The organism is Paenibacillus sp. S-38, assembly GCF_049942825.1.
Classification (GTDB): domain Bacteria; phylum Bacillota; class Bacilli; order Paenibacillales; family NBRC-103111; genus Paenibacillus_G.
This window is the reverse complement of record NZ_CP187970.1, coordinates 8,095,314-8,120,620: the sequence shown is the minus strand read 5'-3', so window position 1 is coordinate 8,120,620 and position 25,307 is coordinate 8,095,314. Positions and strand designations below refer to the sequence as shown.

Sequence of the window (25,307 nt, the reverse complement as noted above, 5' to 3'; positions counted from 1 at the left end):
AACCATTTCCAGGATAAGCTGTTCGTGGTGATTGTCTCCAGAGGGAAGCAGGCAAGAGGAGTTCTCGTTTTCCCCCTTGTTTTACTAAAAACAATCTGGGACAATAATGAAAGAGAGTGCAAACGATCTTGGTCCCTATAGACTAGACTTCCAAGTACCGAAAAGAGGATAACGAATCATGAAACCATCTATATATGGATTAACGCTGGAGCAGCTGACCGCGTGGCTCGGGGAGCGGGGGCACAAGAAGTCCCGCGCGGCCCAGGTATGGGAATGGCTGTACCGCAGGCGGGTGACGGATTTCGCCGAGATGACGGATGTGCATCCGGAGTGTACGTCGCTGCTCGGGGAGCATTTCGTCTTCCGGACGATGAACGAGCATACGAAGCAGGAGTCGGCCGACGGTACGGTGAAGTTCCTGTTCCAGCTGCAGGACGGCAACCTGATCGAGACGGTGCTCATGCGCCACAAGTTCGGTCTGTCGGTCTGCGTGACGACGCAGGTAGGCTGCAACATCGGCTGCAGCTTCTGTGCGAGCGGTCTGCTGGCGAAGAGCCGGGACTTGACGAGCGGCGAGATCGTGGAGCAGATCATGAAGGTTCAGCTGCATCTGGACGCGGCGGGGAAGGACGAGCGGGTGAGCCACATTGTCGTCATGGGCATCGGCGAGCCGTTCGATAACTTCACGAACCTGATCGACTTCCTGGAGGTGGTCATCGACCACAAGGGTCTGGCGATCGGCGCCCGGCATATCACGGTGTCGACCAGCGGCCTGACGCAGAAGATCAAGGAGTTCGCCGATCTGAACATGCGCGTGAACCTGGCCATTTCCCTGCATGCGCCGAACAATGAGCTGCGCTCGCGGATCATGAAGATCAACAATGCGCTGCCCATCGAGAAGCTCATGGAGGCGATGGATTACTACTGGGAGAAGACGAACCAGCGCGTTACGATCGAGTATATTCTGCTGAAGGACGTCAACGACCGTCCGGAGCATGCCCTGGAGCTGTCCGAGCTGCTCGCAGACCGCAAGCAAAGCGTGAACGTCAACCTCATCCCGTACAACCCGGTGGATGAGCACAGCCAGTATCAGCGGACGGAGAAGGAATCCGTGCGGGCGTTCTACGATACGCTCAAAAAGCAGGGACTGAGCTGCAGCGTACGCCTCGAGCACGGCACGGACATTGATGCCGCCTGCGGTCAGCTGCGCAGCAAGCAGCTGAAGGAAGACCGGCCGGCGGCCGAGTCGGCTTTGAGCTGAGCATCGGCCCCGAGGAAGCCAAACACCACACCGCATACCGTTGACACATAGGAATCCCCCTGCCGGACTGCCGGTCAGGGGGATTTTGGCGTGCAGAGGGAGCGATCAGCCTGGGCACCTGCCGAAGCTGATGAAGCCGGGGTCGCGGACGCGGGATCTCACGGACGCGCCAATATCCCCTGACACAGAGTCAGGGGATGGGGGAGGTTATTTGATCCCCTTCATGAAGCCTTGAATCCGGCCCGAGAGCAGGAAGAGGAGCAGACCCAGCAGAATGGAAGCTCCGCCGATGACGCCGAAGTAGACCATCTCGGTCTCCGGCGTGTAGAACTTGACGATCTGGGCGTTGATGGCCTGCGCCGCGGCGTTGGAGAGGAACCACAGGCTCATCGTCTGAGCCGAGAAGGCGGCAGGCGCCAGCTTGGTCGTGGCCGAGAGGCCGACCGGCGACAGGCACAGCTCACCGACAACGACGATGAAGTAGCTTAGCACGAGCCACAGCGGGTTCACCAGCGCATCGCTTCCGCCGAAGTAGGCCGGCAGCAGGATCACGAGGAAGGACAGACCGGCGAACAGCAGGCCCAGCGAGAACTTCCGGGGGATGGTCGGCTGCCGGTCTCCAAGCTTCACCCACAGCCAGGCGAAGACCGGGGCGAAGAGTATGATGAACAGCGGGTTCAGCGACTGGAACCAGGCCGGCGAGATGTGGAGGCCCGCGAAGTCGAGCTGCGTCCGCTTATCCGCGTAGTTGGCCAGAATCGTCGAGCCCTGCTCCTGGATCGCCCAGAACATCACGGAAGCGATGAAGAGCGGAATATAAGCGAGAATCCGGGAGCGTTCCACGGCTGTGGTTTTGGGACTGCGGTACATGACAATAAAGTAGAGGGTAGGGATGAGAATCCCCAGGATCCCGACCAAGGCGATGAAGCCGCGGAACGTCAGCAGGCCCGTCGGAATCGCGACGGCGATGAGTACGGCAGCGGCTAGAATCCCGAGTCCGAGCCGGGTGAACACCGATTTCTTTTCTTCGGGAGAGAGCGGGTTCGCGACCATCGTACCCGCCAGTCCGAGATTGCCTTTCTTCGTCAGGATGAAGACGGTCAGACCGAGCAGCATGCCGATGGCCGCGAGACTGAACCCTAGATGGAAGTTGTATTTCATGCCGAGAGTGCCTACGATCAGCGGAGCCAGGAAGCCCCCAAGGTTGATGCCCATATAGAAAATGCTGAAGCCGGCATCGCGGCGGTGGTCCCTCTCGCTGTAAATTTCACCAACGACACTTGAGACGTTGGGCTTAAGAAGCCCCGTCCCAAGAACAATTAGAACCATCGAGGCGAACAACATGGCAGCGCTTCCAGGTATTGCTAATAAGAGATGCCCCAGCATGATCAAGATCCCGCCGTAGAACACCGCCCTGGATGTGCCGAAGATCCGGTCGGCCAGCCATCCGCCGATGATGCCGGACATATAGACCAGAGAACCGTAAATGGACATCACGGCAAGCGCCGTGCTTTCATCGATGCCAAGGCCTCCTTTGGACACCTCGTAATACATATAGAAAACAAGGATGGCCCTCATGCCGTAATACGAGAACCGTTCCCAGAATTCCGTGAAGAAGAGTGTGAATAGCCCCTTGGGGTGTCCGAAGAATCCCTGCTGGGGTACACTCGCGATGATGGTTTGTTTGTCTGGGCCTGTCATGATATTCCCTCCTATTCTTCTATTATAATACGGGTTAGAGATTTCCATTGTCAAAAACACTTTGGTAATATATGTAATTAATCTTGTTTGAATCTGAAGGAATTATGTATGAAATAATGTTATTTAGCCCGGATTTAATGGGACATCAAACACTTATGCTATCCATAGGTTAATTAATTGCATCGGAGTCAGTAAAAATTTCCCATAAAAACGCTATTGAAACAGCCGGGCAGACCGTGTAAGATAGATAGATAACTTCATAAGACTCGTATAATTTTGGGGATATGGCCCATAAGTTTCTACCGGATGACCAATGCAATCATCCGACTATGAGTGAAAGCGCAGCGGCCCTCTGTGCCCGTTCCCCCTTTTTTTGGCGGATGGGACACGGTTTGGAAGCGGTGCGTACAATAGATTTGTTATTGGTACCATGAGGTTATTAGCGCCCGGGGACAGATTTCACTTGAGAGAAACCATGCTCAAGGAGATCTGTCCTTTTTTATTTTGCACACAAAAGGAGAGCTTGACGCATGAAATTACTCGAAGAACGCATACGCCAAGAAGGCCTGATTCTGTCGGATACGGTCCTGAAGGTGGACTCCTTCCTGAACCATCAGGTAGATACGGAGCTGGCGCTGGAGATCGGCAGGGAGTTCGGCCGGGTCTTCGCCGGCCGGGGGATCACCAAAGTGCTGACGATAGAAGCGAGCGGCATCCAATTCGCGATGGCGGCGGGCATCGCTCTGGGCGTCCCGTTCGTCTATGCCAAGAAGAAAAAGGCCGTCACCCTGGCGGAGAGTGTCTATACGGCACCTGTTCATTCGTTTACCAGGCAGGAAACGTACCAAATCAGCGTCTCGCAGAAATACCTGGGTCCGGAGGACCACATTCTGATCGTGGATGACTTCCTGGCGACAGGCGCCGCGCTCGTCGGCCTGGTGGATATCGTTCATGCCTCTGGAGCGAAGCTGGCCGGTGTCGGCTGCGTCATTGAGAAGAGCTTCCAGGAGGGCCGGAGTCTGCTGGAGAACAAGGGCGTGGAGATCCACTCGCTGGCCCGGATCTCGAGGATGGCACCGGGTGAGGTCTACTTCATCGAGAACGACCGTGTATATCAATCATCTTAAGGAGCGTACATCATGTTAAGCAGACAAAAAGTGTTTACCCTCGGCTTCCAGCACGTGCTTGCCATGTATGCAGGCGCGGTGGTTGTACCTCTGATTGTCGGCGGGGCCCTCAAGCTGACCGGCGAGCAGATGGCGTATCTGATTGCGGCCGATCTCTTCACGTGCGGTCTGGCTACCATCCTGCAGGTCATGGGCACGAAGTGGTTCGGCAGCCGGCTGCCGGTCATCCTCGGCTGTACCTTTACGGCGGTAGGGCCGATCATTGCGATCGCCTCCACCTCGAATCTGGCGACAGCTTATGGCGCCATCATCCTGTCCGGCTTATTCGTCGTTCTGGCGGCACCGCTCTACGGCAAGCTGCTGAAGTTCTTCCCGACCGTTGTGACCGGGTCGGTCGTCACGATCATCGGCCTCTCGCTGATTCCCGTGGCGATGAACAATGCCGCCGGCGGCCAGGGGGCCCCGGACTTCGGGGCGCCCCGCAATCTGCTGCTGGCCTTGGTTACGCTGATCGTGATTCTGCTCCTGAACCGCTTCGCGACCGGCTTCCTGCGCTCGATCTCGGTGCTCGTCGGATTGGCGGCGGGAACGGCGGCGGGCTACGCGATGGGGATCGTCAGCTTCGCTTCCGTAGGACAAGCTTCGTGGGTGAGCATCGCCCAGCCGTTCTACTTCGGTGTGCCGCAGATCAGCATCACGGCGGTCATCACGATGATTCTCGTGAATATCGTCAGTATGGTCGAATCCACCGGCGTTTATTTCGCGGTGGGTAAGGCAACAGACCAGAAGGTCGAGCAAAGCCAGATCGTAAACGGCTTGCGCTCCGAAGGTGTGGCCATCATGCTCGGCGGGATCTTCAACGCATTCCCGTACACGGCGTTCTCCCAGAACGTCGGTCTCATCTCGCTGACCCGCGTGAAGTCACGGGATGTAATCTTCGCCGCGGGCGGCATCATGGTGGTGCTGGGGCTGCTGCCGAAGCTGGCGGCTCTGACTACGGTGATTCCAAGTGCTGTGCTGGGCGGCGCGATGATCGTCATGTTCGGCTCGGTCGCGGCTTCCGGGATCTCGATCCTGTCGGCAGTCGACCTGCGCAAGGACAGCAATTTGTTGATTGCGGCCTGCAGCATCGCGGTCGGCCTCGGTTCGGCTACGCTGCCGCAGATGTTCGACCAGCTGCCGGGCTTCGCGAAGATGCTGCTGCAGAGCGGCATCGTCTCCGGCTCCCTGACGGCCATCGTACTCAACCTGTTCCTCTCGGGAACAGGGGAAGCCTCGGCCGTCGAGGGACCGGCTGAAGCCGGCTCCGCGGCGCAGCATGCGTAAGGCTGCTGCTGTGTCGACGGCAGCGGCAAGCGGGCAATAACACAAGAAAGAGACCTTCCATAGGGCTGATGGAAGGTCTCTTTCTTGTGGGTGGAGATGATCTCTGATCAGCGGGACGGGTCAGAAGTCGAAGTTATCCGGGTCGGGACCGACCCGCAGGTTCCGGTTCAGGCCGCTGATGCGCTCCATTTCCCCGGCGGTCAGCTCGAAGCCGAAGAGATCGGCGTTCTCGGCGATCCGGTGCGCCTTGGTCGACTTCGGGATCGTTACGACGCCCTGCTGCAGGTCCCAGCGCAGGATCACCTGGGCAACGGAGACGCCGTGCTGCGCCGCGATCTCCTTCAGCACCGGATCCTCCAGCAGACCGCCCTGCATGAGCGGGGACCAAGCCTCAGGCTGGATGCCCTGCTCGCGGCAGAACTTCAGCAATTCGGTCTGGGTGAGCTGCGGATGGAATTCGACCTGGTTCACCATCGGCTTCACCTCGGCATCCTGCAGGATGTCCTCGAGGTGGTGAATCTGGAAGTTGCTGACCCCGATCGCCCGGACGCGGCCTGCCTTGTAGAGGGTCTCGAGGGCTCTCCAGGCATCCTTATACTTGCCGGCGACAGGCCAGTGAATGAGATAGAGGTCGAGATACTGCAGGCCGAGCTTGGCGAGGCTTGTCTCATAGGCAGCCAGGGTCGATTCGTAGCCGAGATCGGCGTTCCACACCTTGGAGGTGATGAAGAGCTCCTCCCGGGAGAGGCCGCCCTCCTGCAGGGCTTCACGGATGCCCTGCCCGACGCCGGCTTCGTTGCCGTAAATCGCCGCGGTGTCGATGCTGCGGTAGCCATGGAGGATGGCCGTCTTGACGGCTTGCACGAGCTCCTGGCCTTCTTCGACCTGGAAGACGCCGAGGCCGAGCACCGGCATGGTAACCCCGTTATGCAGGGTGGTGGTGGGTTGAGTGAATGCAGTCATGGAATGGAAACCTCCTGAGGAATGAATGATAGTAGAATAAGGGTTGGTATGCAAAATGCGGGCTGGCCGCCGAGGCAGCGTTAGGAATTGCGGAATTCACACTGAAGCCGGCGACAGCAAGTTCAGAGCCCGGGGCTGGTCAGCGGACGGTAACGCACTCCGCAGCCTCGGCTGCAGGTGCCTGCTCCGGCTGGTCCCGGCGCTCGAGCGACCGGCTCCAGGCCGTGAGCAATACTGCGCCGAGCACCATCAGAGCGCCGACCCAGGTCGTATGAATCAGGCCGATCGTGTCGGCAACGATGCCTCCGAGGTAAGCCCCGATGGCGATGCCTGCATTGAAGGCGGCGATATTCACAGCCGAAGCGACATCCACCGCCCGCGGGGCGAAGCGCTCGGCCAGGGTGACGACATACACCTGCAGGCCGGGAACATTCATGAAAGCGAGCAGCCCGAGGCAGAAGAGCGTGACCAGTCCGGCCGCCTGGAATGGCGCCGTGAAGAACAGGACGAAGAGCACCAGCGCCTGCAGGGCGAACATGAAGAACAAGGCGGTGAGGGGCTGCCGGTTGGCCGCCTTCCCGCCCACGACGTTGCCGATGGCGATCGCGATGCCGTAGAGCAGGAGGATGGCGGCGACCGTGCTTTCCCGGAAGCCGGTGATCTCGTGCAGCAGCGGCGACAAGTAAGTGAAGACGACGAAGGTGCCGCCGTACCCGAGAGCCGTCATGGCGAAAGCAAGCAGGAGACGGCCGTTTCGGACCAGGGGCAGCTGATCCGAGAGCTTGGTCGGCTTGCCCTGACGCAGCCCGGTAGGGATCAGCAGCAGGTTGGCGACGAGCGCGAGAAGGCCTACGGCCGCAATGGCGATGAAGGCGGTCCGCCAGCCCCACTGCTGTCCTAGCAGGGTGCCGAGGGGCACGCCGGTTACCGTGGCGATCGTGAGCCCGGAGAACATGATCGAGATGGCACTGGCCCGGCGGTTCTCGGGTACCAGATCCGCGGCGATCGTGGAGCCGATCGACATGAAGACGCCGTGGGCGAAGGCCGACACGACCCGCGCAGTCAGCAGGAGGGCGATGCCTCCGGCCATCGCGGCCAGGCTGTTGCCCGCCACGAAGACGATCATGATCCAGAGCAGCAGCGTCTTGCGGGAGACCCGGGATGTCAGCGACGTCAGGATAGGGGCGCCCAGCGTGACGCCGAGCGCATACAGCGTGACGGTCAGTCCTGCCGTCGTCAGGGATATGTGCAGGTCTTCAGCGATCAGGGGCAGCAGGCCCACGCTGATAAACTCGGTTGTTCCGATCGCGAAGGCGCTGACGGCGAGCGCCAGCAGCGCCAGGGTACTTCTTTTGGAATCCAGGGACATGCTTCTCACTCCTATATGGTAATCACCGGCCGGTAAGTGGTATTATGAAGTACTCGGACGGATATGAACAGTACGTACCTTGAAGTACTATAGGTACTGTGAAGTGCTATAGGCACTAAAAAGTATCCATACCCATATAGATCAGGAGGGATGGAGCATGACAACCCAAGAGAAGAGCGGCAAAAAGTACAATATCTCGGTGGAGGCCACCCTGGAAGTCATCGGGGGCAAGTGGAAGTGCGTGATTCTCTGCCACCTGACGCACGGGAAGAAGCGGACGAGCGATCTGAAGCGTCTCATGCCCGGCATTACGCAGAAAATGCTGACCCAGCAGCTGCGGGAGCTGGAGGACGACGGCATTGTCAACCGGATCAGCTACAATCAAGTGCCGCCGAAGGTCGAGTACGAGCTGAGCGAGTACGGGTGGAGCTTGAGGTCGATTCTGGATTCCCTCTGCGCCTGGGGCGAGAGGCACATTATCCGGGAATACGGGGACAAGTTCACGGTGCTCGAAGACAATGTCCTCAACCACAAGTCGATGGAGGGCGCCCTGCCGCCAGCATCGGAAGAGAGGGAGCCGGTAGGATGACAGCCGATTTCAGAAAATACAGTCTCAGTGAAGACATCCTCCGTGCGCTGGATACGCTCGGCTATACGCAGCCGACGGAGGTGCAGGTGGCGGTGATTCCCGCTGCCCTGCAGGGGAAGGACATTACGGTGAAATCCCGGACAGGCAGCGGCAAGACGGCCGCCTACGGAATTCCGATTTGCGAGCGGGTCGAATGGGAAGAGAACCGGCCTCAGGCCCTGGTGCTGACCCCTACACGCGAGCTGGCGGATCAGGTCAAGGAGGATCTCACGAACATCGGCCGCTTCAAGCGGCTCCGGGTGGCCGCGCTGTACGGCAGGCAGCCTTTTGCCAAGCAGAAGACCGAGCTCATGCAGAAGGTGCATATCGTCGTAGGCACCCCGGGGCGTGTCATGGATCATATCGAGCGGGGGACCCTGGAGCTTGGGCAGATCACTACGGTGGTTCTGGACGAAGCCGATGAGATGCTGAGCATGGGATTCATCGAGCAGGTGGAGGCGATCCTCGGAGAGCTGCCGGAGAACCGTGTGACGATGCTGTTCTCGGCCACGCTGCCGGAAGGTGTGGAAGAGCTGTGCCACCGCTACATGGTAGATCCGGTCGATATCGAGATGGCTTCGGCGGAGGGAACGGCCGTCCGGATCGACCACTCGATGCTTCCGGTGGAGGAGGAGGGGAAGCCGAAGCTGCTGGAGGACGTGCTTGTTACGGAGAATCCCGACAGCTGCATTCTTTTCTGCCGGACCCAGGTGGGGGTGGACGAGCTCTACGAGAGGCTGGAGCAGCTTGGCAGCTCCTGCGGCCGAATTCACGGCGGCATGGAACAGGACGACCGCTTCGCGGTGATGCATGCGTTCCGGCGGGGGGAGTTCCGCTACCTGGCTGCAACGGATGTGGCGGCCCGGGGTATCGACATCGACAATATTACGCACGTGATCAACTATGACCTGCCCCTGGACAAAGAGAGCTACGTGCACCGGGCCGGAAGAACGGGACGGGCGGGCAGGCAGGGGACCGCGATCTCCTTTGTAACGCCGGAAGAGGAACAGGCTCTGCATACGATCGAGGGGTATATAGGGCAGGAGCTCCGCCGGCGGGAGGCCCCTTCGGCAGAGGAAGTGGAGGCCTCCCGAAAGGCCTTCGAGGCCAAGATGAAAGTGAAGCCCGCCCCCAAGCAGGAGAAGAAGGGCCTGGTCGACCGGGACATCATGCAGCTGTATTTCAGCGGCGGGAAGAAGAAGAAAATCCGGACCGTCGACCTCGTCGGCACGCTGACCAAGATCGAGGGCGTGACCGCCGGCGATATCGGCATCATCAACATCCTCGACAACGTGTCTTATGTAGATATGCTCAACGGCAAAGGACCGCTCGTTATTGAAGCGATGAAGACGATGACGGTCAAGGGCAAGCAGCTCAAGGTGCACGAGGCGGTCAAAAAGAGGTAGAGGCGACGGAAGGGGGCGGTCCGCGTGACGGATACTTTGTCGGTGGTGCTGATCGGCGCGGTGCTGCTCGCCGCCTTGTCGATCGTCTGGGTGAGCTGGAAGAACGGCATTACACCTATGCCCTCCTCGGCCGTAGTACGGCAGGCGGTGATGCGGGAGGTGAGCCGGTTCCCGGAGCACCTCCGCATCGTGGAAGCAGGCTCCGGCTGGGGCCAGCTTGTGCTGCAGCTGGCGAAGGGCTGTCCGGGCCGGCAGCTCGTCAGGATCGAGAATTCACCGATCCCGTACGGGTTCTCGCGGGCCGCGGCGGCCGTGCTCTCCAGGCTGCAGCCCGGAGTCTACGGGGCAGCTGGTGGAGGGCGCATCTCCTTCGTCCGCCGCGATCTGTACCGGTATCCTTGAGGAGGCGGACCTCGTCGTCTGCTACCTGTTCCCGGGTGCGGATGCGGCCCGGGGCGCGTATTGTGAGCATTTACTTTGCCCTGCCCGGGTGGCAGGCGGAGCGGATTGTCACCTGCGGGGATTTTCACCGCACAAGGATTTATGTATATGAGGTGCCGTGAGGTGTCAATCGCTCGGCAGGAAGACCTGCCTAAAACACGGCTTCCAGGCGTCCAAAACCTCCCGCCGCCCACAAGAGGCCACTGAAAAAGTCCGTCTAAAAAAAGCACAGCCCTTCAAGAAACTTGAAGATGCTGTGCTTTTTTTGACGTATAATTGAGTCATCACGAAAAGCGGGTGAGACGGATGATTCGACAACAACAAAGTTTGGTTCTGAGTCCTTATGCAGCTCTGTACGATATCGTCGTGCCGAAGGACAACATGCTCCGTCAAATTAATGAGCTGGTGGACTTTACCTTCATCTATGAGGAACTGGAAACAAAATATTGTTTGGACAAGGGACGTAGCGCAATTGACCCCATCCGAATGTTTAAATATTTGTTGCTAAAAACCATCTTTGAACTATCTGACATGGATATTGTCGAGCGTTCCAAGTATGACTTGTCGTTTAAATATTTCTTAGGCATGGCACCGGAGGACCCGGTCATCGACCCGAGTTCTCTGACAAAATTCCGCAAACTGCGGCTCAAAGACATCAACTTGTTGGATATGCTCATTGGTAAGACGGTAGACCTCGCCATCGAACTGAAAATCCTGAAGAGCAACTCCATTATCGTTGACGCCACGCATACAAAAGCACGCTACAATCAGAAGTCTCCGCTAGAAATTCTGCAAGACCGTGCAAGGAAGCTGCGAAAGTCCGTTTACACGATGGATGAATCAATCAAAGCCAAGATGCCCGCAAAGAACATGAACGGTGTACTCGAAGACGAAATTGAGTATTGTCAAAAGCTTATAACCTTCATCGAGATGGAATCCGGGATCGCGCAAGTGCCAAAGGTTTTGAAGCCGTTAAACCTGCTGAAGGAAACGGTGGAGGATGACATCGAGCAGCTTCGTCTTGCGGCGGACCCGGATGCTCGGGTTGGACATAAAAGCGCCGATTCTGCATTCTTTGGATATAAAACGCACCTGGCCATGACGGAAGAACGCATCATAACGGCAGCTGTCATTACAACAGGCGAGAAGAATGACGGCAAACAACTGCAGACGCTCATCGAAAAAAGCAAGACAACGGGAATGCAAGTGAGGACCGTCATTGGCGATACCGCCTACTCCGAGAAAGATAATATTTTGTACACAACGAACAATGATATTGAACTTGTAGCGAAACTCAATCCGTTGATTACGCAAGGCAGCCGCAAGAAAGAAGAGGAGTTTCTGTTCAACAAAGATGCCGGCATGTATGTATGCCCGGCTGGTCACATGGCGATTCGAAAGGCCCGGCAAGGCAAGAAAGACGTCGGCAAAAACCAGCAGGATACCTATTATTTTGACGTAGAGATCTGTAAGAGTTGTCCCTTCAAGGAAGGCTGTTATAAAGAAGGCGCCAAAAGCAAAACGTATTCCGTAACGATTAAGTCTGAAGTACACTCAGAACAAATGGCGTTTCAGGAAACGGAATATTTCAAGGAGAAATCCAAAGAGCGCTACAAGATTGAAGCAAAAAACAGCGAACTCAAACATAGGCACGGGTATGATGTTGCCACATCCTCGGGTCTGCTTGGCATGGAAATGCAAGGTGCAATGGCCATATTCGCTGTAAATCTTAAGCGGATATTGAAACTGGTGGATTGAAAAGCGCGTCAAGCAGGCCCATTTTGAGCCATTAAAAAAGACATCTGTCTCCAGAAAAATGGAAACAGATGTCTTTTTTGCGATTTATGCAAGGCCCCCGAGGAAAAAGCGTGAGTTCTTCAGTGGCCTCCGCCCACAACAGGCTGTTTTTCCAAGGGTCATCCGTCTGCTGCAGGGAAGATGGGGCCTGCTAGGGTCGCTGCCCCCGCCCATCCGCCTGTATAACACAAAAAGACCTCTCTCCCGGTTGGAGGAAAGGTCTTCTTTGCGTTTCTGTGATCCCTTTTTATGGAGCAATAAATTACTCGGATGGAGCATCCACGACGATCTTCCATGCGCTGCCGATCGGCGGCAGGCTCTTCGTCATCACGGGGCCGTAGACGCCGATGACCTTGGTGCCTTGGGCCAGCGTGCTTGCCGGAACCTTCTCGCCCTTCAGGTTCACGACCGGTGTCTCTGCGCCGATCCGGAGCACAATCTCGGTCTGCGAGCGGTCGGTCAATCCGGTACCTTTGAGCACGACGGAGAAGTCATCCTTCGTGTCTGCGCTGCGCACTTCCTGGATTTCACCGGCTGTAGCCAGCAGGTTCGTCCCTTTCTCTGGGTCAAGCACCGTGATCCGGAAGGCGGAGGTCTGAGGCGGCAGGCTGAGCGTCATCCGATTCGGGTGCTCAACTTCCACGGTCATGCCGATGTGCAGATCGGAGAAGCCCAGCTTCGTGCCGTCCTTCATCTCGAATACCGTCTCCTCGCTGACATGGAGCACCGTACCGTTCATGCCGGTCCCTTGAATCTGCAGGGAGCGGTAATCGTCCTTATAAGTCACGGCCGTTACGACTCCTGTCGTCACGACGTTCTTCTGTGCTTCCGCCTCTGGGGTGATGACAACCGCTTGGCCTTGCACGGATGCTTCCGTATGGAGCACCTTGTTTACGAAGGAGGCCGGAACATAGAGCTTGTTGTCCATGAGAGCCGGTGCCGCGCCAAGCGTGGTATACATACGGTTGATGACGTATTGGTCTTCGCCGGTCTTTACGGTTGTGAAAAGATTTCCCTTGTGCAGATCAACCGAGAGCGTCTCCTGCTTCCACTCGAGCGTGAAGCCGAGCTTCTCGGCCGTGCTGCGCAGCGGAATCATCGGCTCAGCGGCACCTGGCGTCTGGTAGCCGGTTTCAACAAGGGTCTCCCCGTTGATCTTAATCAAGAACGGGACGGCAGCTGTTTCCGGCACGGACACGGCGGATACCGGCTGTGGCACGCTGTCGGTCGAAGCGTAAGCGGCTCCCGTCGTCATCAGGGCGGTGGACAGGGTAAGGAGGGTCAAGCTTTTTTTCATGGATGCTTTCAAGTTGGCGTTCATGGTCCTGCTTCCTCTCTTGATGTGAAGTATAGTGATGTCTGTTTCTCTCACCCTCTCAGACGGGGGGGTTCGCGGATATGTTGCAGGAAACGATACGGGAACAGGGTGCCAAAATATGGAAAACACCCCAAGCCCTAAGGCTGGGGTGTCTATCTGCAGAAACCTACTCTTTCAATTTACCGATGCCCTGCTGGACTTCGCCCTTGAGCTTGTCCATCTTGCCTTCGGCTTGAAGGGAGGCATCGTCGGTTGCGTTGCCGATCTGGTCTTTGACTTCGCCCTTCACTTTGGAGACTGCGCCTTTGACCTTGTCGCTGAGTCCTTGACTGCTGTTCATGTGTATCATCTCCTTGGGGTAAGGTTACTTCTAATTACCCGCTAGGGGGACTACTTAAACGTACGAAGCCGTTAAGCTAACGCTCGAACCGAACATCTGGGTTGAGCGATGACGCGTCAAGAGCCGCCCTGACGAGCGGGCATGGATCTCGGGGACTGCAGCACGGCCCGCTCAACAGGCCCGTAAACAGGAGAGAGCAAGCATCATCGGCATTCCAGGCGCCGGTCTGTACCCGCCTTAACCAGCGAAGCAGGAGCTCAAGAGGCAGGCGCAGAGCTTCAAGAGCAGAGCTTCTGTGCAAGAATGTTATGCTACACTAGGTTGGTAAGGCAAGATGCAGATAGGTGTGGCAGACTTGGGGAACAGAAAGGGGGCGGAGGAGCCATTGAATCCGTATACCGAACGGGTGATCCGAATCATCAAGAGCATACCCGAAGGCTCGGTGATGACCTACGGCCAGATAGCAGCCACTGCCGGAAGTCCGCGGGGGGCCAGGCAGGTCGTGCGCATCCTGCACGCCATGAGCCGCTCCCATCAGCTCCCCTGGCACAGGGTGGTCAATGCCAGAGGCGAGATTGCGCTCCGGGATGAAGAGTCGCGGGCGAAGCAGCTCCTGTACCTGGCCGGCGAAGGGGTGGATGCAGGAGCGGACGGCCGTATCGACCTGGAGCGGTACAGGCATGACCCCGGGGACTTCTTCTAGTAACGATACTCACCCTATGAGGGTGGGGCACAGGAGGCTAGACTTAAGAGAAGGAACGTGCAGCCGAAAGGGGGAAGAACGAATGACCTTGATCGATCGACCCGGCATTCTGCTGCTCACAGGCATCATGGCCAGCGGCAAATCCACGGTGGCCCAGCTGCTCGCGGAGCGCTTCACCCGGTCGGTGCATCTGCGGGGGGACGTGTTCCGCCGCATGATCGTGCAGGACCGCAGGGAAGTACGCCCGGACGACGCCGGGGATGGGCTGGAGCAGCTGCGTCTGCGCTACCGGCTGGCCGCCCAGGCCGCGGATACGTACTTTGAAGCCGGCTTTACCGTCATCGTGCAGGATGTGGCGGTAGGCCGGGTGCTGCCGGAGTTTTTGTCGTATATCCGCAGCCGCCCGCTGTATGCGGCAGTTCTGTGCCCGAGTGTGGAAGCCGTGGAACAGAGAGAGGCGGCCCGGGACAAAAAGGGCTACGGCCTCTGGACGCCGGCCGCACTGGACGGTGTGCTGCGGGAGGAAACCCCGCGGATCGGGCTGTGGCTGGATTCCTCCGCCTGGACACCGGAGGAGACGGCGGGTGAGCTGCTGAAGCGGGTGTGGGACGAGGGAAGAATCGTATGAAGAATCGTGTGAAGGGCTTACCGGGCCTCTCCTCCGCAGGAGGGGCTTTTTGCTGTCTACGGAAGGGGGAAGGGGGCTCTGGGGCATCGGTACGGCAGCATTCCGCAAGGAGGACGCGGTGAAGCCTGGAATCCGTGAAAGTTGAACAGCCTTTCTCCCAGGTCTCCCCAAGTCTCCCCAGGACGCTGCCAGGAAGTCAATCCGGTGTAAGCCTGGAGCCGCCCCCCAGGAACCTCTGCCCGCACGTACAGAGGTTCCTGGGGGGCGGAACCGTGATAGGCTACTCCTTCGGCCTGATGTCGGGGGGAGCCTCCGTTCCCTCAGCTGCCCCCGGAACGGAAGGAGGGGATGCAGCCTCAGGCTTCCTGGCTACGGTGAAGCTGTATTTGCGCAGCACGAGCACAAGCAGGAAGACGAGCAGGGCCAGCACGACGAGCCCGCCGATGATGTAGAGGATCAAGGTCAGGGACAGCCCCGACTGGTCCTGGTTGTTGTTGATCGCCAGGCGCGACTCCGAGATGAAGTTCTGGATATAGGGATACCCGGGGTTGAGCTCGTTGACCTCCCTGAATTTCTCCAGCGCCTTGCTGTACTTGCGGCTGTTGTAGAGGGACAGTCCTTCCTTGTAGATCTTGGTCAGCTGGCTCTCCGACGGGGTGATGTTGCTCTCGTTCAGGAACTGCTTGGCGATGCTGATCGGGACAGCAAAATTCATCCCCTGCACCTCCGCGCCGCTCCCGGTGTTGATGCTGCCGAACGTGGCGATGCCGATGACCTCCCCGCTCTCGTCAAACACCGGACCGCCGCTGTTGCCCCCGCTCATGGCGGCGTCGACCTGCAGAATGTCCCAGCCGCCGGGCATCGTCTTACGGGCGCTGACCAGACCGGAAGTTAGCGTTGATTCCACGACGCTCTCTGTAGCGAGCATAGGATTGAAGGTCGCCGCCCCGGGGTAGCCGACAACATAGATTTTGTCGCCTGTCCGCAGCTTCGAGTCGTCTCCGATCGTCACGGTCGGCAGGTTCGTCTTGTCGATCTTGAGGATCGCCACATCCTTGCCGGGCGTCGGCTCTCCCCGGCGCTTGAGCTCGCTGGGGAATCCTTTCTGCATCACCTGGATGCCGGGGATCGCAACCCCCATCTCCGTGAAGATCTGGGTCTGCACGTTGCTCAGCTGCGCATATTTGACGTAGAACTGGGCGGCGGCCTTGCGAAGCCCGTTCAGGATGTCCTCCGAGGGCTTGTAGTTGTTGCCCTTGACGTCATTGAGGAAATCCGCCACGTCCTTGTCGATGAGCTCCTTGAGCCCGGTTTCGATCAGAGCTACCTTCAGCGTCTCCTCGGGGGTATAGACCACGTGGGCGTTCGTGACGATATACCCGTCCGGCGTTACAATAAATCCGGTACCGACCGAGCCCGTCTGCACCTCCCGGGAAGTAAACGTATCGGTGGGCACCAGATACTTCAGGGGATCCTTGAACAGCTCGAGCAGCAGGGCATCGATGATAGCGTTCGGATTGTTCGCGACCGCCCCGCTCAGGAGGTCGCCGGCCAGCTTCTGCTGAAGTCCCTGCAGTGACTCCTGGGACAAATAAACCTCCGGTACCGAGATGCTCGCCTTGTACAGGGTGGCGATCATAACGACGCCAGGCTTGTTCGTATCGGCCAATACTCTTGGATCCATTGCGGCTGCCGCCTCACCCTGAGCCCCTTGGTGTCCTGCGGGAAGCAGCAGGACGGCCGTCAAGAGGAAGGCCAGCAGAAGCCGCAGGCGTGCGGTACGCCGGGGCCGCCCTACGTTTTGACTGCGCATCATCCCTCCGTGTTCCTCCTCCAAAGGCCCACCCCCGGGATGCCGCCCTGTGAAGAGCCGGCCAGCTCTTGTTTATCCCAAGTGGCCGCTTCTCGGTACGGTCTTCCTCGCGCAGGTGTGCCGATTCATTTCGGTCTTTCGGCAACATATCCATTACCCCACGATTGTATTAGGCTTTGGCGGCAATAGAACGAGTTGATTCAGATTTAACACAGCGGACAGAAGCCGCAAAGCCTTAAGACTGCTTTAGATTGTAGAAGCATCCGTATAATACTGGTAATATATTCATGTTTAGGGAGCCGGAGGAGAGATGGAGGAAGCGTAAGTGGCAGAGGAATCGGCAGAGGTAAGGCAGCTGGGACGCAGGGCTGTCGTGATTGGCGGGAGTATAGCCGGCATGCTGGCGGCCAGGGTGCTCTCGGAGACATTCGGCGAAGTGATCGTGCTGGAGGCGGATCAGCCGCCGGAAGGCATGCTGCCGCGCAAACGGGTGCCGCAGGGGCATCATTCACATCTGCTGCTCCTAAGCGGGCAGCAGGTGCTTGACCGGCTGTTCCCCGGGTTCACCGGGGAGCTGGTGGCGGCCGGCAGCGTGGAGACGGATTTTACGGGGGATATGGCGTGGTATCACTTCGGGGAGTGGAAGCAGCGGTTCCGCAGCGGCCTGCGGAATCTGCAGCAGACCCGGCCTTTCCTGGAGTGGCATCTCCGCAGGCGGCTTGGTGCCTGCCGGAACGTGACCGTTCGGTATGGTGCCATCGTGGAAGGACTGGTCTTGACGCCGGGAGGGGACTATGTCAGCGCCGTGAAGCTGCGGGAAGGCCGGGGAGGCACGGAGGAGCTCTCGGCCGACTTCTTCGTCGATGCCAGCGGGGCCGGATCGCAGTCCCTGCAGTGGCTGACCGGCAGGGAGCCGTCCGCGGAGACAACGGAGAGCGTCCGCATCGGCCTCTGCTATGCAACCCGGTATTATCACGGCCGGCCGGAGGACAAGGGACGCCCATGGAGGAACCTGCTGATCTCGTCTCAGCTGCCCGAGCTGCCGGGCTTCGGGGTGATCCTGTCCTATGAGGACGGCAAGACCGGTGTGACCGTCGGATCGTATCTCGGGGAGGCGGCCGCAACCGAAGAGGCGTTCCTGAAGCAGGCACAGTCCCTTCCCCAGCCGCACGTCTATGATTATATCCGGGAGGCGGAGCCGCTCGGCGAGATCCGGACCTACCGGATTCCGGCGCAGCAGAGGCGCCGCCCGGATCGGATCAGCCGGCTTCCCGGCCGGCTCGTCATGCTCGGGGACGCCTACTGCCGGTTCGATCCGATCTACGGACAGGGGATGTCGGTGGCGGCGATGGAAGCGGAGCTCCTTCAGCGGGAGCTGTCTGGCCTTGCGAACGGTAGCGGGCTGGATACCCTGCACCGACGCTATTACCGGGAGCTCGTCAAGCTGACGGATTATCCCTGGGAAGCTGCGCTGACGGAAGCGTTCCGGCACCCGGCCATCCCGGGGGACCGGCCTCCCGGTCTCCGGCTGAAGCAGTGGCTGACGACGAAGATCTACCGGGCGTCGGCAAAGGATGAGCTGGTGTATACGCGGCTGGTGCAGGCTATGAATCTGACGCATGCCCAGAGCGTATTACTGCATCCTTCGGTGCTGGTCAGGCTTCTGAGATGAAGGTGGGGGGGCGGCCTTGAAATGGCGCTCCCCCTTATACTATACTTTTGGAAACCAACTAACGGACCGGAACCGGGAGCGGAAGACCGCTTCGGGTGCAGCTAGGAGAACCCCATGGACCAATCCCAATCGAATCCCGCCTACGAGGTCGTGCAGGTCTGTCTGCTGGCCGGCAAAATCATGCTGGAGAACGGCGGGGAGACCTACCGGGTCGAGGATACGATGACCCGCATAGCCGGTGCCTTCGGGCTGCCGAACGCCCACAGCTTCGTGACGCCGACCGGAATCATCTTCTCGGTCGAGGGACCGGGCCAGACGACCCGGCTCGTCCGGATCTCGGAGCGGTCGACCGACCTGCGCAAGGTGACGGACGTCAATGCCGTCTCCCGGCGGATCAGCGGCGGTGAAATGACGGCGGCCGAAGCGTACCGCGAACTCGCAGCGATCGAGGCGGCGCAGCCGAGGTATCCCGTAGGGGTCAAGATCGCTGCCGGGGCCCTTGCCAGCGGCTGCTTCCTGATCATGTTCGGCGGGTCTTGGCGGGATTTCATCCCGGCCCTCTTGACCGGCGGAGCGGGGCTGGCCTTTCTTCTCTACTTTCACCGGCTGGTGCCGATCAAGTTTTTTGCGGAATTCCTGTCCTCCCTGCTCATTGGGACGCTGGCCTTGCTTATGCGGAGGCTGGGGCTCGGAGGGGATCTCGATAAGATCATGATCGGTTCGGTCATGCCGCTCGTCCCCGGGCTGCTCATCACCAACGCCGTGCGGGATCTCATGGCCGGCCACTTCGTGTCGGGCCTGTCTAAGGGGGCGGAGGCCTTCCTGACGGCCTTTGCGATCGGGGCGGGGATTGCGTTCGTCTTCGCTTTCTTCGCCGGGGAGGGGGGCCTATGAAGCTCATCGAACAGCTTGCTACCAGCTTCATCGCAACGGCCGCCTTCGCCATTCTCTTCAACGTGCCCAAGGGAACGCTGCTCCAGGGCGGGTTCGTCGGCATGCTGGGGTGGGCTCTGTATCTGGCATTCCTGGAGGTGCCCGTAGACCCCGTCGTCGCCACGCTGCTGTCGTCCTGCTTCGTGGCGGTGGTCTCGCAGGTGTTCGCCAAGATCTACAAGACGCCGGTGATCGTCTTCAGCGTATCCGGCATCATTCCGCTCGTCCCGGGCGGGCTTGCGTATGATGCGATGCGCAGTGCCGTGCAGAACCAGTACGATCTCGCGGTGCCGCTGGCCGCCAAGGCATTCATGATGTCCGGAGCCATCGCGATCGGGCTCGTATTCTCGGAAGTTATCAATCACCTCATCCGGCGGTTCCGGCAGGGATAGGGGAAGGGAGCCCATCCATGTTCAAAAAAGCGGGACTGGCCGTCATCTACCTGGGGGCGACGGGATTGTTCTACTTGTATGGCGACAGCATCCTGGTCTGGCTGCGGCAGGAGAGCAGTCTTCTGCTTGTAACCGGCATGGCGGTTCTTCTCGCCTTGTTCCCCGTACTGCCCTATCCGGTGGTCGGGGGCGTGATCGGTGCAGCTTTCGGCCCGGTCCTGGGCGGGGCGGTGACCTGGGCGGCGTCGACGCTGGCTTCCGTGCTCATGTTCCTGTTCGTCCGCTACGGCTACCGGGAGTGGGGAGCCAAGCTGCTCCATGGACAGAGCGGCCTTGCCAGGCTGAACGGTTACTTTGAGAGGAATGCCTTCCTGGCCGTTCTTTTCGCGCGGATGATTCCTTTCGTCCCGTCGATTGCAGTGAATGGATATGCCGGCTTGAGCAGGATTTCCTTCCTCGTCTACGCATCCGCATCCGCCCTCGGCAAACTGCCGGCCATGCTGCTCTTCGCCCTGGTAGGTGACCGTCTGACCGGGGACCCGAGGCAGGCCTTGGTGACCCTCGGAATGTATGTGATGTTCCTGGGCATCGTCTTCAGTCTGTACCGGTTGTGGAAACGCAGGGGCAGGTCTTCGCAGGTGTAAGGGAAGATGCAGAGATAAAGAGAGGGTGGCGGCGGTCCGTCACCGGTGATCGGATCAACCCACTAAGGCTGCTCCATGCCGTACACCGGCAGGGACAGCCTTATTTGTGCTGTCTGGGGACGGAAGGGAGAGCCAGTAGGAAATTGTTCCCCGGGGAACAAAATTATGGTGGAATTTGGGTATGGGTTGCTCTGGCGCGGAATGGGTAAAAAAGAGGGGGACTGGGCGCACCGGATTCTCTTTTTACATAGAAGATCATTATGCCGCAGCGGCTGTCTGCGGGCAGCAATGGGCTTGCTGCTTGGGGCTGATTTGTCGGGAGTCCCGTGACGCTGCTACCTGGCTGAGCGCCGGCGCAGCCACCAGACCGGCAGGACCGCCAGCACCAGAACGAGGACGAGCGCGGGAAGCAGTGCGGGACTGAGGCCGCGGGATAAGTGGTCGCCGAGAAAGCTGTAGGCGAAGGTGACGGGGATCGTCCCGAGCACCGTGCCGGCAAGGTAAGGGAGGAAGCGGATGGGCGAGAGGCCGGCAGCCAAGGAGACCACATCGAACGGAACGATGGGGATCAGGCGCAGGGATGCGACGGTGAGAAACCCGCGTCCAGCCAGACGCTCCTGCCACTGCCGGATGCCGCCCTCGGGAACGCGGATGAATCGTGCCCCATAACGGCGTGCCAGCAGGAACACCAGCACAGAGTCCCCGGTGAAGCCGAAGATCGTATAGACGGTGCCCCAGTAAGGCCCGAAGGCCAGTCCTCCGGCAAGGCATAGGACCGTTGCGGGAAAGAAGAAGAGGGGCCTTACCGTATAGACCGCAATATAGAGCAAGGGGGCCCACACGCCAAAGCCCACTATCGTATCCCGGACCCCTTGGGGAGTAAAGTGAAAATAATAATGGTTGATGAGCCAGAGCGATAAGGCAGCGGCAAGAACGAGCAGGATTTTGAATCGGTTCATGGGGCTCCCCTCCAGCCTGGAATAGAAGTACTTCAACCTACTATCCCCAGTACACCCACATTGTAACATACGATTCCGGGCGTATGGCGGCCGAAGTACAGAGGGGGGTGACACGGGAGAAGGGGCGGGGAAAGTAGGGGTTGCCTGATGAAGCGCTTTCTTTTACACTTGTAAGGTGACTACCCACGATATGGGAATTGAAGAGGGAGGGATATTGGTAAAAGGCTCGTTAAATTTGTTATGAATATTGACACGTGGTTAGTTATCAACTAGAATGAGGAACATTCATGTTAGGAATAGTTACATAACAGGAAGGGCCGTGCATTCCAGTATGGTAATCCCTTGTCATACGGCGTTCACGGAAAATGTATCAACACAGCCAGGGGCAGCTCCCAGGCGGATTATCCAAGAGGAGGTTTATTCTCATGAAAAAAGTCGGGTCTTTCCTTCTAACAGCACTTCTTGCACTGTCGATCAGCGCCTGCGGTACAAGCGCAGATCAGACAGCCGGTACGTCGCCGGATACGGCCAAGCCGGGTGAAGGAGCGAAGAAGTACGTGTTCGGGACGGATGCGACCTATCCGCCGTTCGAGTTCGAGAAGGACGGGAAGTATGTAGGCATCGATATTGAACTCATCAACGCCATCGCCAAGGAAGAAGGCTTCGAGGTGGAGTTGAAGCCGATGGACTTTAAGGGCATCATCCCCGCCATTACGGCGAAGCAGCTGGATGGAGCCATCGCAGGGATCAGCATCACCGAAGAGCGCAAGCAGGTCGTCGCCCTGTCGGAGTCTTATTACAAGGCAGGATTGTCTCTCGTCGTACGGGAGGACAACAATGAGATCAAAGGACCCGATGACCTGAAGGGCAAAGTGATTGCCATCAAAAAAGGTACGACGGGTGCCAAACAGGCGGAAGAGCTCGGCAAGAAGCACGGCGCTCAGGTCAAACATTTCGATGACAGCCCGGCGATGTTCCAGGAAGTCGTGAACAAGAACGCCGATGTCACCATTGAAGACTATCCGGTGGTCTCCTATAAGATTGCCGTCGATCCGGCATCGAAGCTGAAGATCGTTGGTGACCGGCTGAACGGCGATTTCTACGGCATTGCTGTAGGCAAAGATAACGCGGAGCTCCTGAAGAAAATCAACGACGGGCTGAAGAAAGTCAAAGACAGCGGCAAGCTGGACGAAATCATCAACAAGTACATGAAGTCCGAGTCCAAATAAACGGCAGGATACCATTACAGAAGGGACTGGAAAGTGGATGCCGTCATCATGGCAAGTAATTCTCGATGCAGTCCCCGTGCTGCTCGAAGGCACGCTGATTACCCTGAAGCTGGTTACGATCTCGCTCGCCATCGCTTTTGTGATCGGTCTGATCTCCGGACTGATGAGTACTTCTTCCAACAAGCTGCTGCGCATGCCGGCCCTGTTCTATGTGGATCTCATCCGCGGGACCCCGCTGCTCGTCCAGGTGTTCTTCATCTATCTCGGACTGCCGGTGTTCCTCGACATCCGGATTCCCGCGGAAGCCGCCGGCATTGCCGCCATCTCGCTGAATGCGGGAGCCTACATATCGGAGATCTTCCGCGGGGGGATCGACTCGATTCACCGGGGCCAGATGGAGGCGGCCCGGTCGCTTGGGATGAGCAAATTCCTCACGATGCGGCTGGTGATTCTGCCGCAGGCCATCCGCCGGATGACGCCGGCCTTCGTGAACCAGGTGATCGTCAGTATCAAGGATACGTCCTTGCTGTCGGTCATCGGGATCCGGGAATTGACCCAGAGCGGGGAGATCATCATCGCCGAGAATTTTCGCGCTTTTGAGATATGGGGGGTCGTCGCGATCTTCTACTTCATTATCATCTATGCGCTGTCCTGGCTGGCCCGCAGACTGGAGAGGAGGTTCGCAGTCAAATGATCACCGTGCAGAATCTACAAAAGCGGTTCGGATCGCTCGAGGTGCTCCGGGATATCTCGACCACCATCCGGGAGAAGGAAGTGGTGTGTGTGATCGGGCCGTCGGGTTCCGGCAAAAGCACCTTCCTGCGCTGTCTCAACCTGCTTGAGGAAGTAACGGCGGGTACGATCCGTATCGGTGAGACGGAAGTGACTTCCCCGAAGACCGCAATCGATACCCTACGGGAGCAGGTGGGCATGGTGTTCCAGCACTTTCACCTCTTCCCCCACCTGACGGTGCTGGAGAATATCATGCTCGCCCCCAAATATGTCAAGAAGCGGGACAAAGGGGAGAATGAGAAACAAGCAATGGAGCTGCTTCGTAAGGTCGGCCTTGAGTCGAAGCGGGATGAGTACCCGGACCGCCTCTCTGGGGGGCAGCAGCAGCGGGTGGCGATCGCCCGCGCGCTTGCGATGAACCCGCGGGTGATGCTGTTCGACGAGCCGACCTCCGCGCTGGACCCCGAGATGGTCGGCGAAGTGCTGCTCGTCATGAAGGAGCTCGCCCGCGAGGGCATGACGATGGTGGTCGTCACGCACGAGATGGGTTTCGCCCGGGAAGTGGCCGACCGCGTCCTCTTCATGGACGGGGGCTATATTCTCGAGGAGGGACCGCCCTCCGAGCTGTTCGATGCGCCGAAGCATGAACGGACACAGGCGTTCCTCGGCAAGATTTTGAGCTCAGGTGTACAGGGGGGATACGCCTCGCAAAGCCTGCAGTAAGATACGACACCAAGCGAAGCCCCTTTCTTCCCTGTCCGGGAGGAGGGGCTTTTTGTGCGGTCCGGAAGGCCGCCATGGAGATCGATTGGAGGCGGAGACCTTATTGGGGTTGCCGTGGGGCAGGGAATATTTTACACTAAATGAGTGTAATTCCATGAAATGGAATGGAAAAGGAGGAGAAACGTGAATAAACGGAACACGGCAATCACAGGCGGACTGGCTCTAGCCCTGACCATGGGCTTCATGGGTGGAGCTTATGCGGACGATGCGATCAAGAAAATCTCGGCCCATCTTAACACGCGGATGACGATGCAGGTGGATGGTCATACCGTAGATCTTTCCGACCCTGAAGGAAAAGAAGAGCTGGCGCCGATCGTCTATCAAGGCCGTTCGTATGTACCGGCGAAGCCGCTCGCAGAGGCGCTCGGCGCCAAGGTGAGCTGGGAGGAAGCGACGGAGACGGTGGTCATTACCTCTGCCGAAAAGAATCCAGACCCGGCCGTGCAGGCCGAACCACGGGCATCCGAATCTAAGGCGGCGGACAAGGGGACCAAGGGCGGCGGACAGTCCGATCCGGAGAAGCCGAATGAAGAGAAGGCAGAGCAAGAGAAGTCAGGTAAAGAAACGTCAGATAAAGTAACGTCAGATAAGGAAACGTCAGATAAAGAGAAATCAGCGGAGGAAACATCTGGCGGCAAGCTTCCGGTCACCTACCCAGCCGATACCACCCCTTCGAGGATCTTCGACGATTACAAATCTGCAGCCAGGGAAGGGCTGAACACCTACATCTATGCGCTGCGGACCATGAATACCGACGAGAAGCTGAGGGAGTACGTGTACAAGGTTTATCCGGAGGGCCAAGCGGCAGGCAGTCCGGCGGATGTGTACCGGCGGGTGAGCAGCGGACTGGAACTGACACGCGGGCGAATGCCATTGAAGGAGGTCAAAGAGAGCACGGAAGGGGTACTGGCCGCGCTGAACAGCAGGGACTTCCCGGACAGGACGTCAGGCTATGATGCGACCGAAGGATTAACGCTTCACTATCAGGCGCATACCGATGATGAAGCTGGTACGTTGGTATCGGTGCAATTCAAGTTTGTGAAATCGGGCAATACGTACAAACTGAGCGACCTGGCCTTCTTCGGGACCCTGGCGGCTTCCGCGGATGGGGCCGAGTAGCTTGTTCCGGGCACTACAGAGCG

The 25,307-nt window shown here is 58.6% G+C and carries 24 protein-coding genes and 1 riboswitch; of the genes, 17 read left to right on the top strand and 7 right to left on the bottom strand.

What is annotated here, in order from left to right; translation table 11 throughout:
• Positions 1-175: 175 nt before the first annotated feature.
• Complete coding sequence (gene rlmN / locus ACP26L_RS35580) at positions 176-1,261, top strand: 23S rRNA (adenine(2503)-C(2))-methyltransferase RlmN (RefSeq protein ID WP_426455226.1); 1,086 nt, start codon at positions 176-178, stop codon at positions 1,259-1,261.
• Between the two features lie 207 nt (positions 1,262-1,468).
• Here the strand turns inward: rlmN and ACP26L_RS35575 are convergent, their stop codons facing one another.
• Complete coding sequence (locus ACP26L_RS35575; protein WP_426450335.1) at positions 1,469-2,962, bottom strand: peptide MFS transporter; 1,494 nt, start codon at positions 2,960-2,962, stop codon at positions 1,469-1,471.
• A 246-nt stretch (positions 2,963-3,208) separates the two neighbouring features.
• A riboswitch (purine riboswitch) is annotated at positions 3,209-3,312 on the top strand.
• A 180-nt stretch (positions 3,313-3,492) separates the two neighbouring features.
• On the opposite strand from ACP26L_RS35575, the gene ACP26L_RS35570 reads away from it, so the two are divergent.
• Together ACP26L_RS35570 and ACP26L_RS35565 are read left to right on the top strand one after the other, a co-directional pair.
• Positions 3,493-4,089, top strand: a complete 597-nt coding sequence (locus ACP26L_RS35570) for a xanthine phosphoribosyltransferase (protein ID WP_426450334.1) — start codon at positions 3,493-3,495, stop codon at positions 4,087-4,089.
• 12 nt (positions 4,090-4,101) lie between these two features.
• Complete coding sequence (locus ACP26L_RS35565; RefSeq protein ID WP_426450332.1) at positions 4,102-5,415, top strand: nucleobase:cation symporter-2 family protein; 1,314 nt, start codon at positions 4,102-4,104, stop codon at positions 5,413-5,415.
• Positions 5,416-5,535: 120 nt separating this feature from the next.
• Here ACP26L_RS35565 and ACP26L_RS35560 read toward each other — a convergent pair whose 3' ends face one another.
• Both ACP26L_RS35560 and ACP26L_RS35555 read right to left on the bottom strand, forming a co-directional pair.
• On the bottom strand, positions 5,536-6,378 hold the full coding sequence (locus ACP26L_RS35560; protein WP_426450331.1) for an aldo/keto reductase: 843 nt from the start codon (positions 6,376-6,378) through the stop codon (positions 5,536-5,538).
• Positions 6,379-6,517: 139 nt separating this feature from the next.
• A complete protein-coding gene (locus ACP26L_RS35555; protein ID WP_426450329.1) occupies positions 6,518-7,747 on the bottom strand; it encodes an MFS transporter in 1,230 nt (409 codons plus the stop codon).
• A 157-nt stretch (positions 7,748-7,904) separates the two neighbouring features.
• On the opposite strand from ACP26L_RS35555, the gene ACP26L_RS35550 reads away from it, so the two are divergent.
• The 4 genes from ACP26L_RS35550 to ACP26L_RS35535 all read left to right on the top strand — a co-directional run bounded on the left by ACP26L_RS35550 (position 7,905) and on the right by ACP26L_RS35535 (position 11,980).
• Entirely contained in the window at positions 7,905-8,336 is a 432-nt protein-coding gene (locus ACP26L_RS35550; protein WP_426450327.1) for a winged helix-turn-helix transcriptional regulator, read from the top strand.
• Positions 8,333-9,781 (top strand): DEAD/DEAH box helicase, encoded by a 1,449-nt coding sequence (locus ACP26L_RS35545; protein ID WP_426450326.1) that lies wholly within the window; start codon positions 8,333-8,335, stop codon positions 9,779-9,781. The genes ACP26L_RS35550 and ACP26L_RS35545 overlap by 4 nt, the downstream gene beginning before the upstream one ends.
• Before the next feature lie 24 nt (positions 9,782-9,805).
• Positions 9,806-10,183 (top strand): hypothetical protein, encoded by a 378-nt coding sequence (locus ACP26L_RS35540; RefSeq protein WP_426450324.1) that lies wholly within the window; start codon positions 9,806-9,808, stop codon positions 10,181-10,183.
• Positions 10,184-10,528: 345 nt separating this feature from the next.
• Positions 10,529-11,980 (top strand): IS1182 family transposase, encoded by a 1,452-nt coding sequence (locus ACP26L_RS35535; RefSeq protein ID WP_426450322.1) that lies wholly within the window; start codon positions 10,529-10,531, stop codon positions 11,978-11,980.
• A gap of 301 nt (positions 11,981-12,281) precedes the next feature.
• On the opposite strand, the gene ACP26L_RS35530 is transcribed toward ACP26L_RS35535, so the two are convergent.
• Both ACP26L_RS35530 and ACP26L_RS35525 read right to left on the bottom strand, forming a co-directional pair.
• Positions 12,282-13,316: a stalk domain-containing protein gene (locus ACP26L_RS35530; RefSeq protein WP_426450321.1), complete on the bottom strand. Its 1,035-nt coding sequence runs from the start codon at positions 13,314-13,316 to the stop codon at positions 12,282-12,284.
• A gap of 187 nt (positions 13,317-13,503) precedes the next feature.
• Positions 13,504-13,677 (bottom strand): CsbD family protein, encoded by a 174-nt coding sequence (locus ACP26L_RS35525; protein ID WP_426450320.1) that lies wholly within the window; start codon positions 13,675-13,677, stop codon positions 13,504-13,506.
• A 385-nt stretch (positions 13,678-14,062) separates the two neighbouring features.
• Between ACP26L_RS35525 and ACP26L_RS35520 the strand changes: the two genes are divergently transcribed.
• Together ACP26L_RS35520 and ACP26L_RS35515 are read left to right on the top strand one after the other, a co-directional pair.
• A complete protein-coding gene (locus ACP26L_RS35520) occupies positions 14,063-14,380 on the top strand; it encodes an MGMT family protein (RefSeq protein ID WP_426455225.1) in 318 nt (105 codons plus the stop codon).
• Positions 14,381-14,462: 82 nt separating this feature from the next.
• The gene (locus tag ACP26L_RS35515; protein WP_426450319.1) at positions 14,463-15,008 is read left to right on the top strand and encodes an AAA family ATPase; all 546 of its coding nucleotides are present in this window, start codon (positions 14,463-14,465) and stop codon (positions 15,006-15,008) included.
• Positions 15,009-15,288: 280 nt separating this feature from the next.
• Here the strand turns inward: ACP26L_RS35515 and ACP26L_RS35510 are convergent, their stop codons facing one another.
• Positions 15,289-16,824 (bottom strand): trypsin-like peptidase domain-containing protein, encoded by a 1,536-nt coding sequence (locus ACP26L_RS35510; protein WP_426450317.1) that lies wholly within the window; start codon positions 16,822-16,824, stop codon positions 15,289-15,291.
• Between the two features lie 322 nt (positions 16,825-17,146).
• Here ACP26L_RS35510 and ACP26L_RS35505 point away from each other — a divergent pair, with 322 nt between their 5' ends.
• From ACP26L_RS35505 to ACP26L_RS35490, 4 genes are all read left to right on the top strand, one after another.
• A complete protein-coding gene (locus tag ACP26L_RS35505; protein ID WP_426450316.1) occupies positions 17,147-18,493 on the top strand; it encodes an FAD-dependent oxidoreductase in 1,347 nt (448 codons plus the stop codon).
• Positions 18,494-18,607: 114 nt separating this feature from the next.
• Complete coding sequence (locus ACP26L_RS35500; RefSeq protein ID WP_426450314.1) at positions 18,608-19,387, top strand: threonine/serine exporter family protein; 780 nt, start codon at positions 18,608-18,610, stop codon at positions 19,385-19,387.
• Complete coding sequence (locus ACP26L_RS35495; RefSeq protein ID WP_426450313.1) at positions 19,384-19,818, top strand: threonine/serine exporter family protein; 435 nt, start codon at positions 19,384-19,386, stop codon at positions 19,816-19,818. The genes ACP26L_RS35500 and ACP26L_RS35495 overlap by 4 nt, the downstream gene beginning before the upstream one ends.
• A gap of 17 nt (positions 19,819-19,835) precedes the next feature.
• Positions 19,836-20,462 carry a TVP38/TMEM64 family protein gene (locus ACP26L_RS35490; RefSeq protein ID WP_426450312.1) on the top strand — a complete coding sequence of 209 codons (627 nt, stop codon included), beginning with the start codon at positions 19,836-19,838 and terminating at the stop codon, positions 20,460-20,462.
• Between the two features lie 335 nt (positions 20,463-20,797).
• Here ACP26L_RS35490 and ACP26L_RS35485 read toward each other — a convergent pair whose 3' ends face one another.
• On the bottom strand, positions 20,798-21,421 hold the full coding sequence (locus ACP26L_RS35485; protein ID WP_426450311.1) for a TVP38/TMEM64 family protein: 624 nt from the start codon (positions 21,419-21,421) through the stop codon (positions 20,798-20,800).
• A gap of 425 nt (positions 21,422-21,846) precedes the next feature.
• Between ACP26L_RS35485 and ACP26L_RS35480 the strand changes: the two genes are divergently transcribed.
• From ACP26L_RS35480 to ACP26L_RS35465, 4 genes are all read left to right on the top strand, one after another.
• The gene (locus ACP26L_RS35480) at positions 21,847-22,650 is read left to right on the top strand and encodes a transporter substrate-binding domain-containing protein (protein WP_426450310.1); all 804 of its coding nucleotides are present in this window, start codon (positions 21,847-21,849) and stop codon (positions 22,648-22,650) included.
• A 37-nt stretch (positions 22,651-22,687) separates the two neighbouring features.
• On the top strand, positions 22,688-23,344 hold the full coding sequence (locus tag ACP26L_RS35475) for an amino acid ABC transporter permease (protein WP_426450309.1): 657 nt from the start codon (positions 22,688-22,690) through the stop codon (positions 23,342-23,344).
• Positions 23,341-24,105, top strand: coding sequence for an amino acid ABC transporter ATP-binding protein (locus ACP26L_RS35470; protein WP_426450308.1), 765 nt, complete (start codon positions 23,341-23,343; stop codon positions 24,103-24,105). Before ACP26L_RS35475 ends, ACP26L_RS35470 begins: the two co-directional genes overlap by 4 nt.
• Positions 24,106-24,288: 183 nt before the next feature.
• Entirely contained in the window at positions 24,289-25,284 is a 996-nt protein-coding gene (locus tag ACP26L_RS35465; RefSeq protein WP_426450307.1) for a stalk domain-containing protein, read from the top strand.
• Positions 25,285-25,307: the final 23 nt, after the last annotated feature.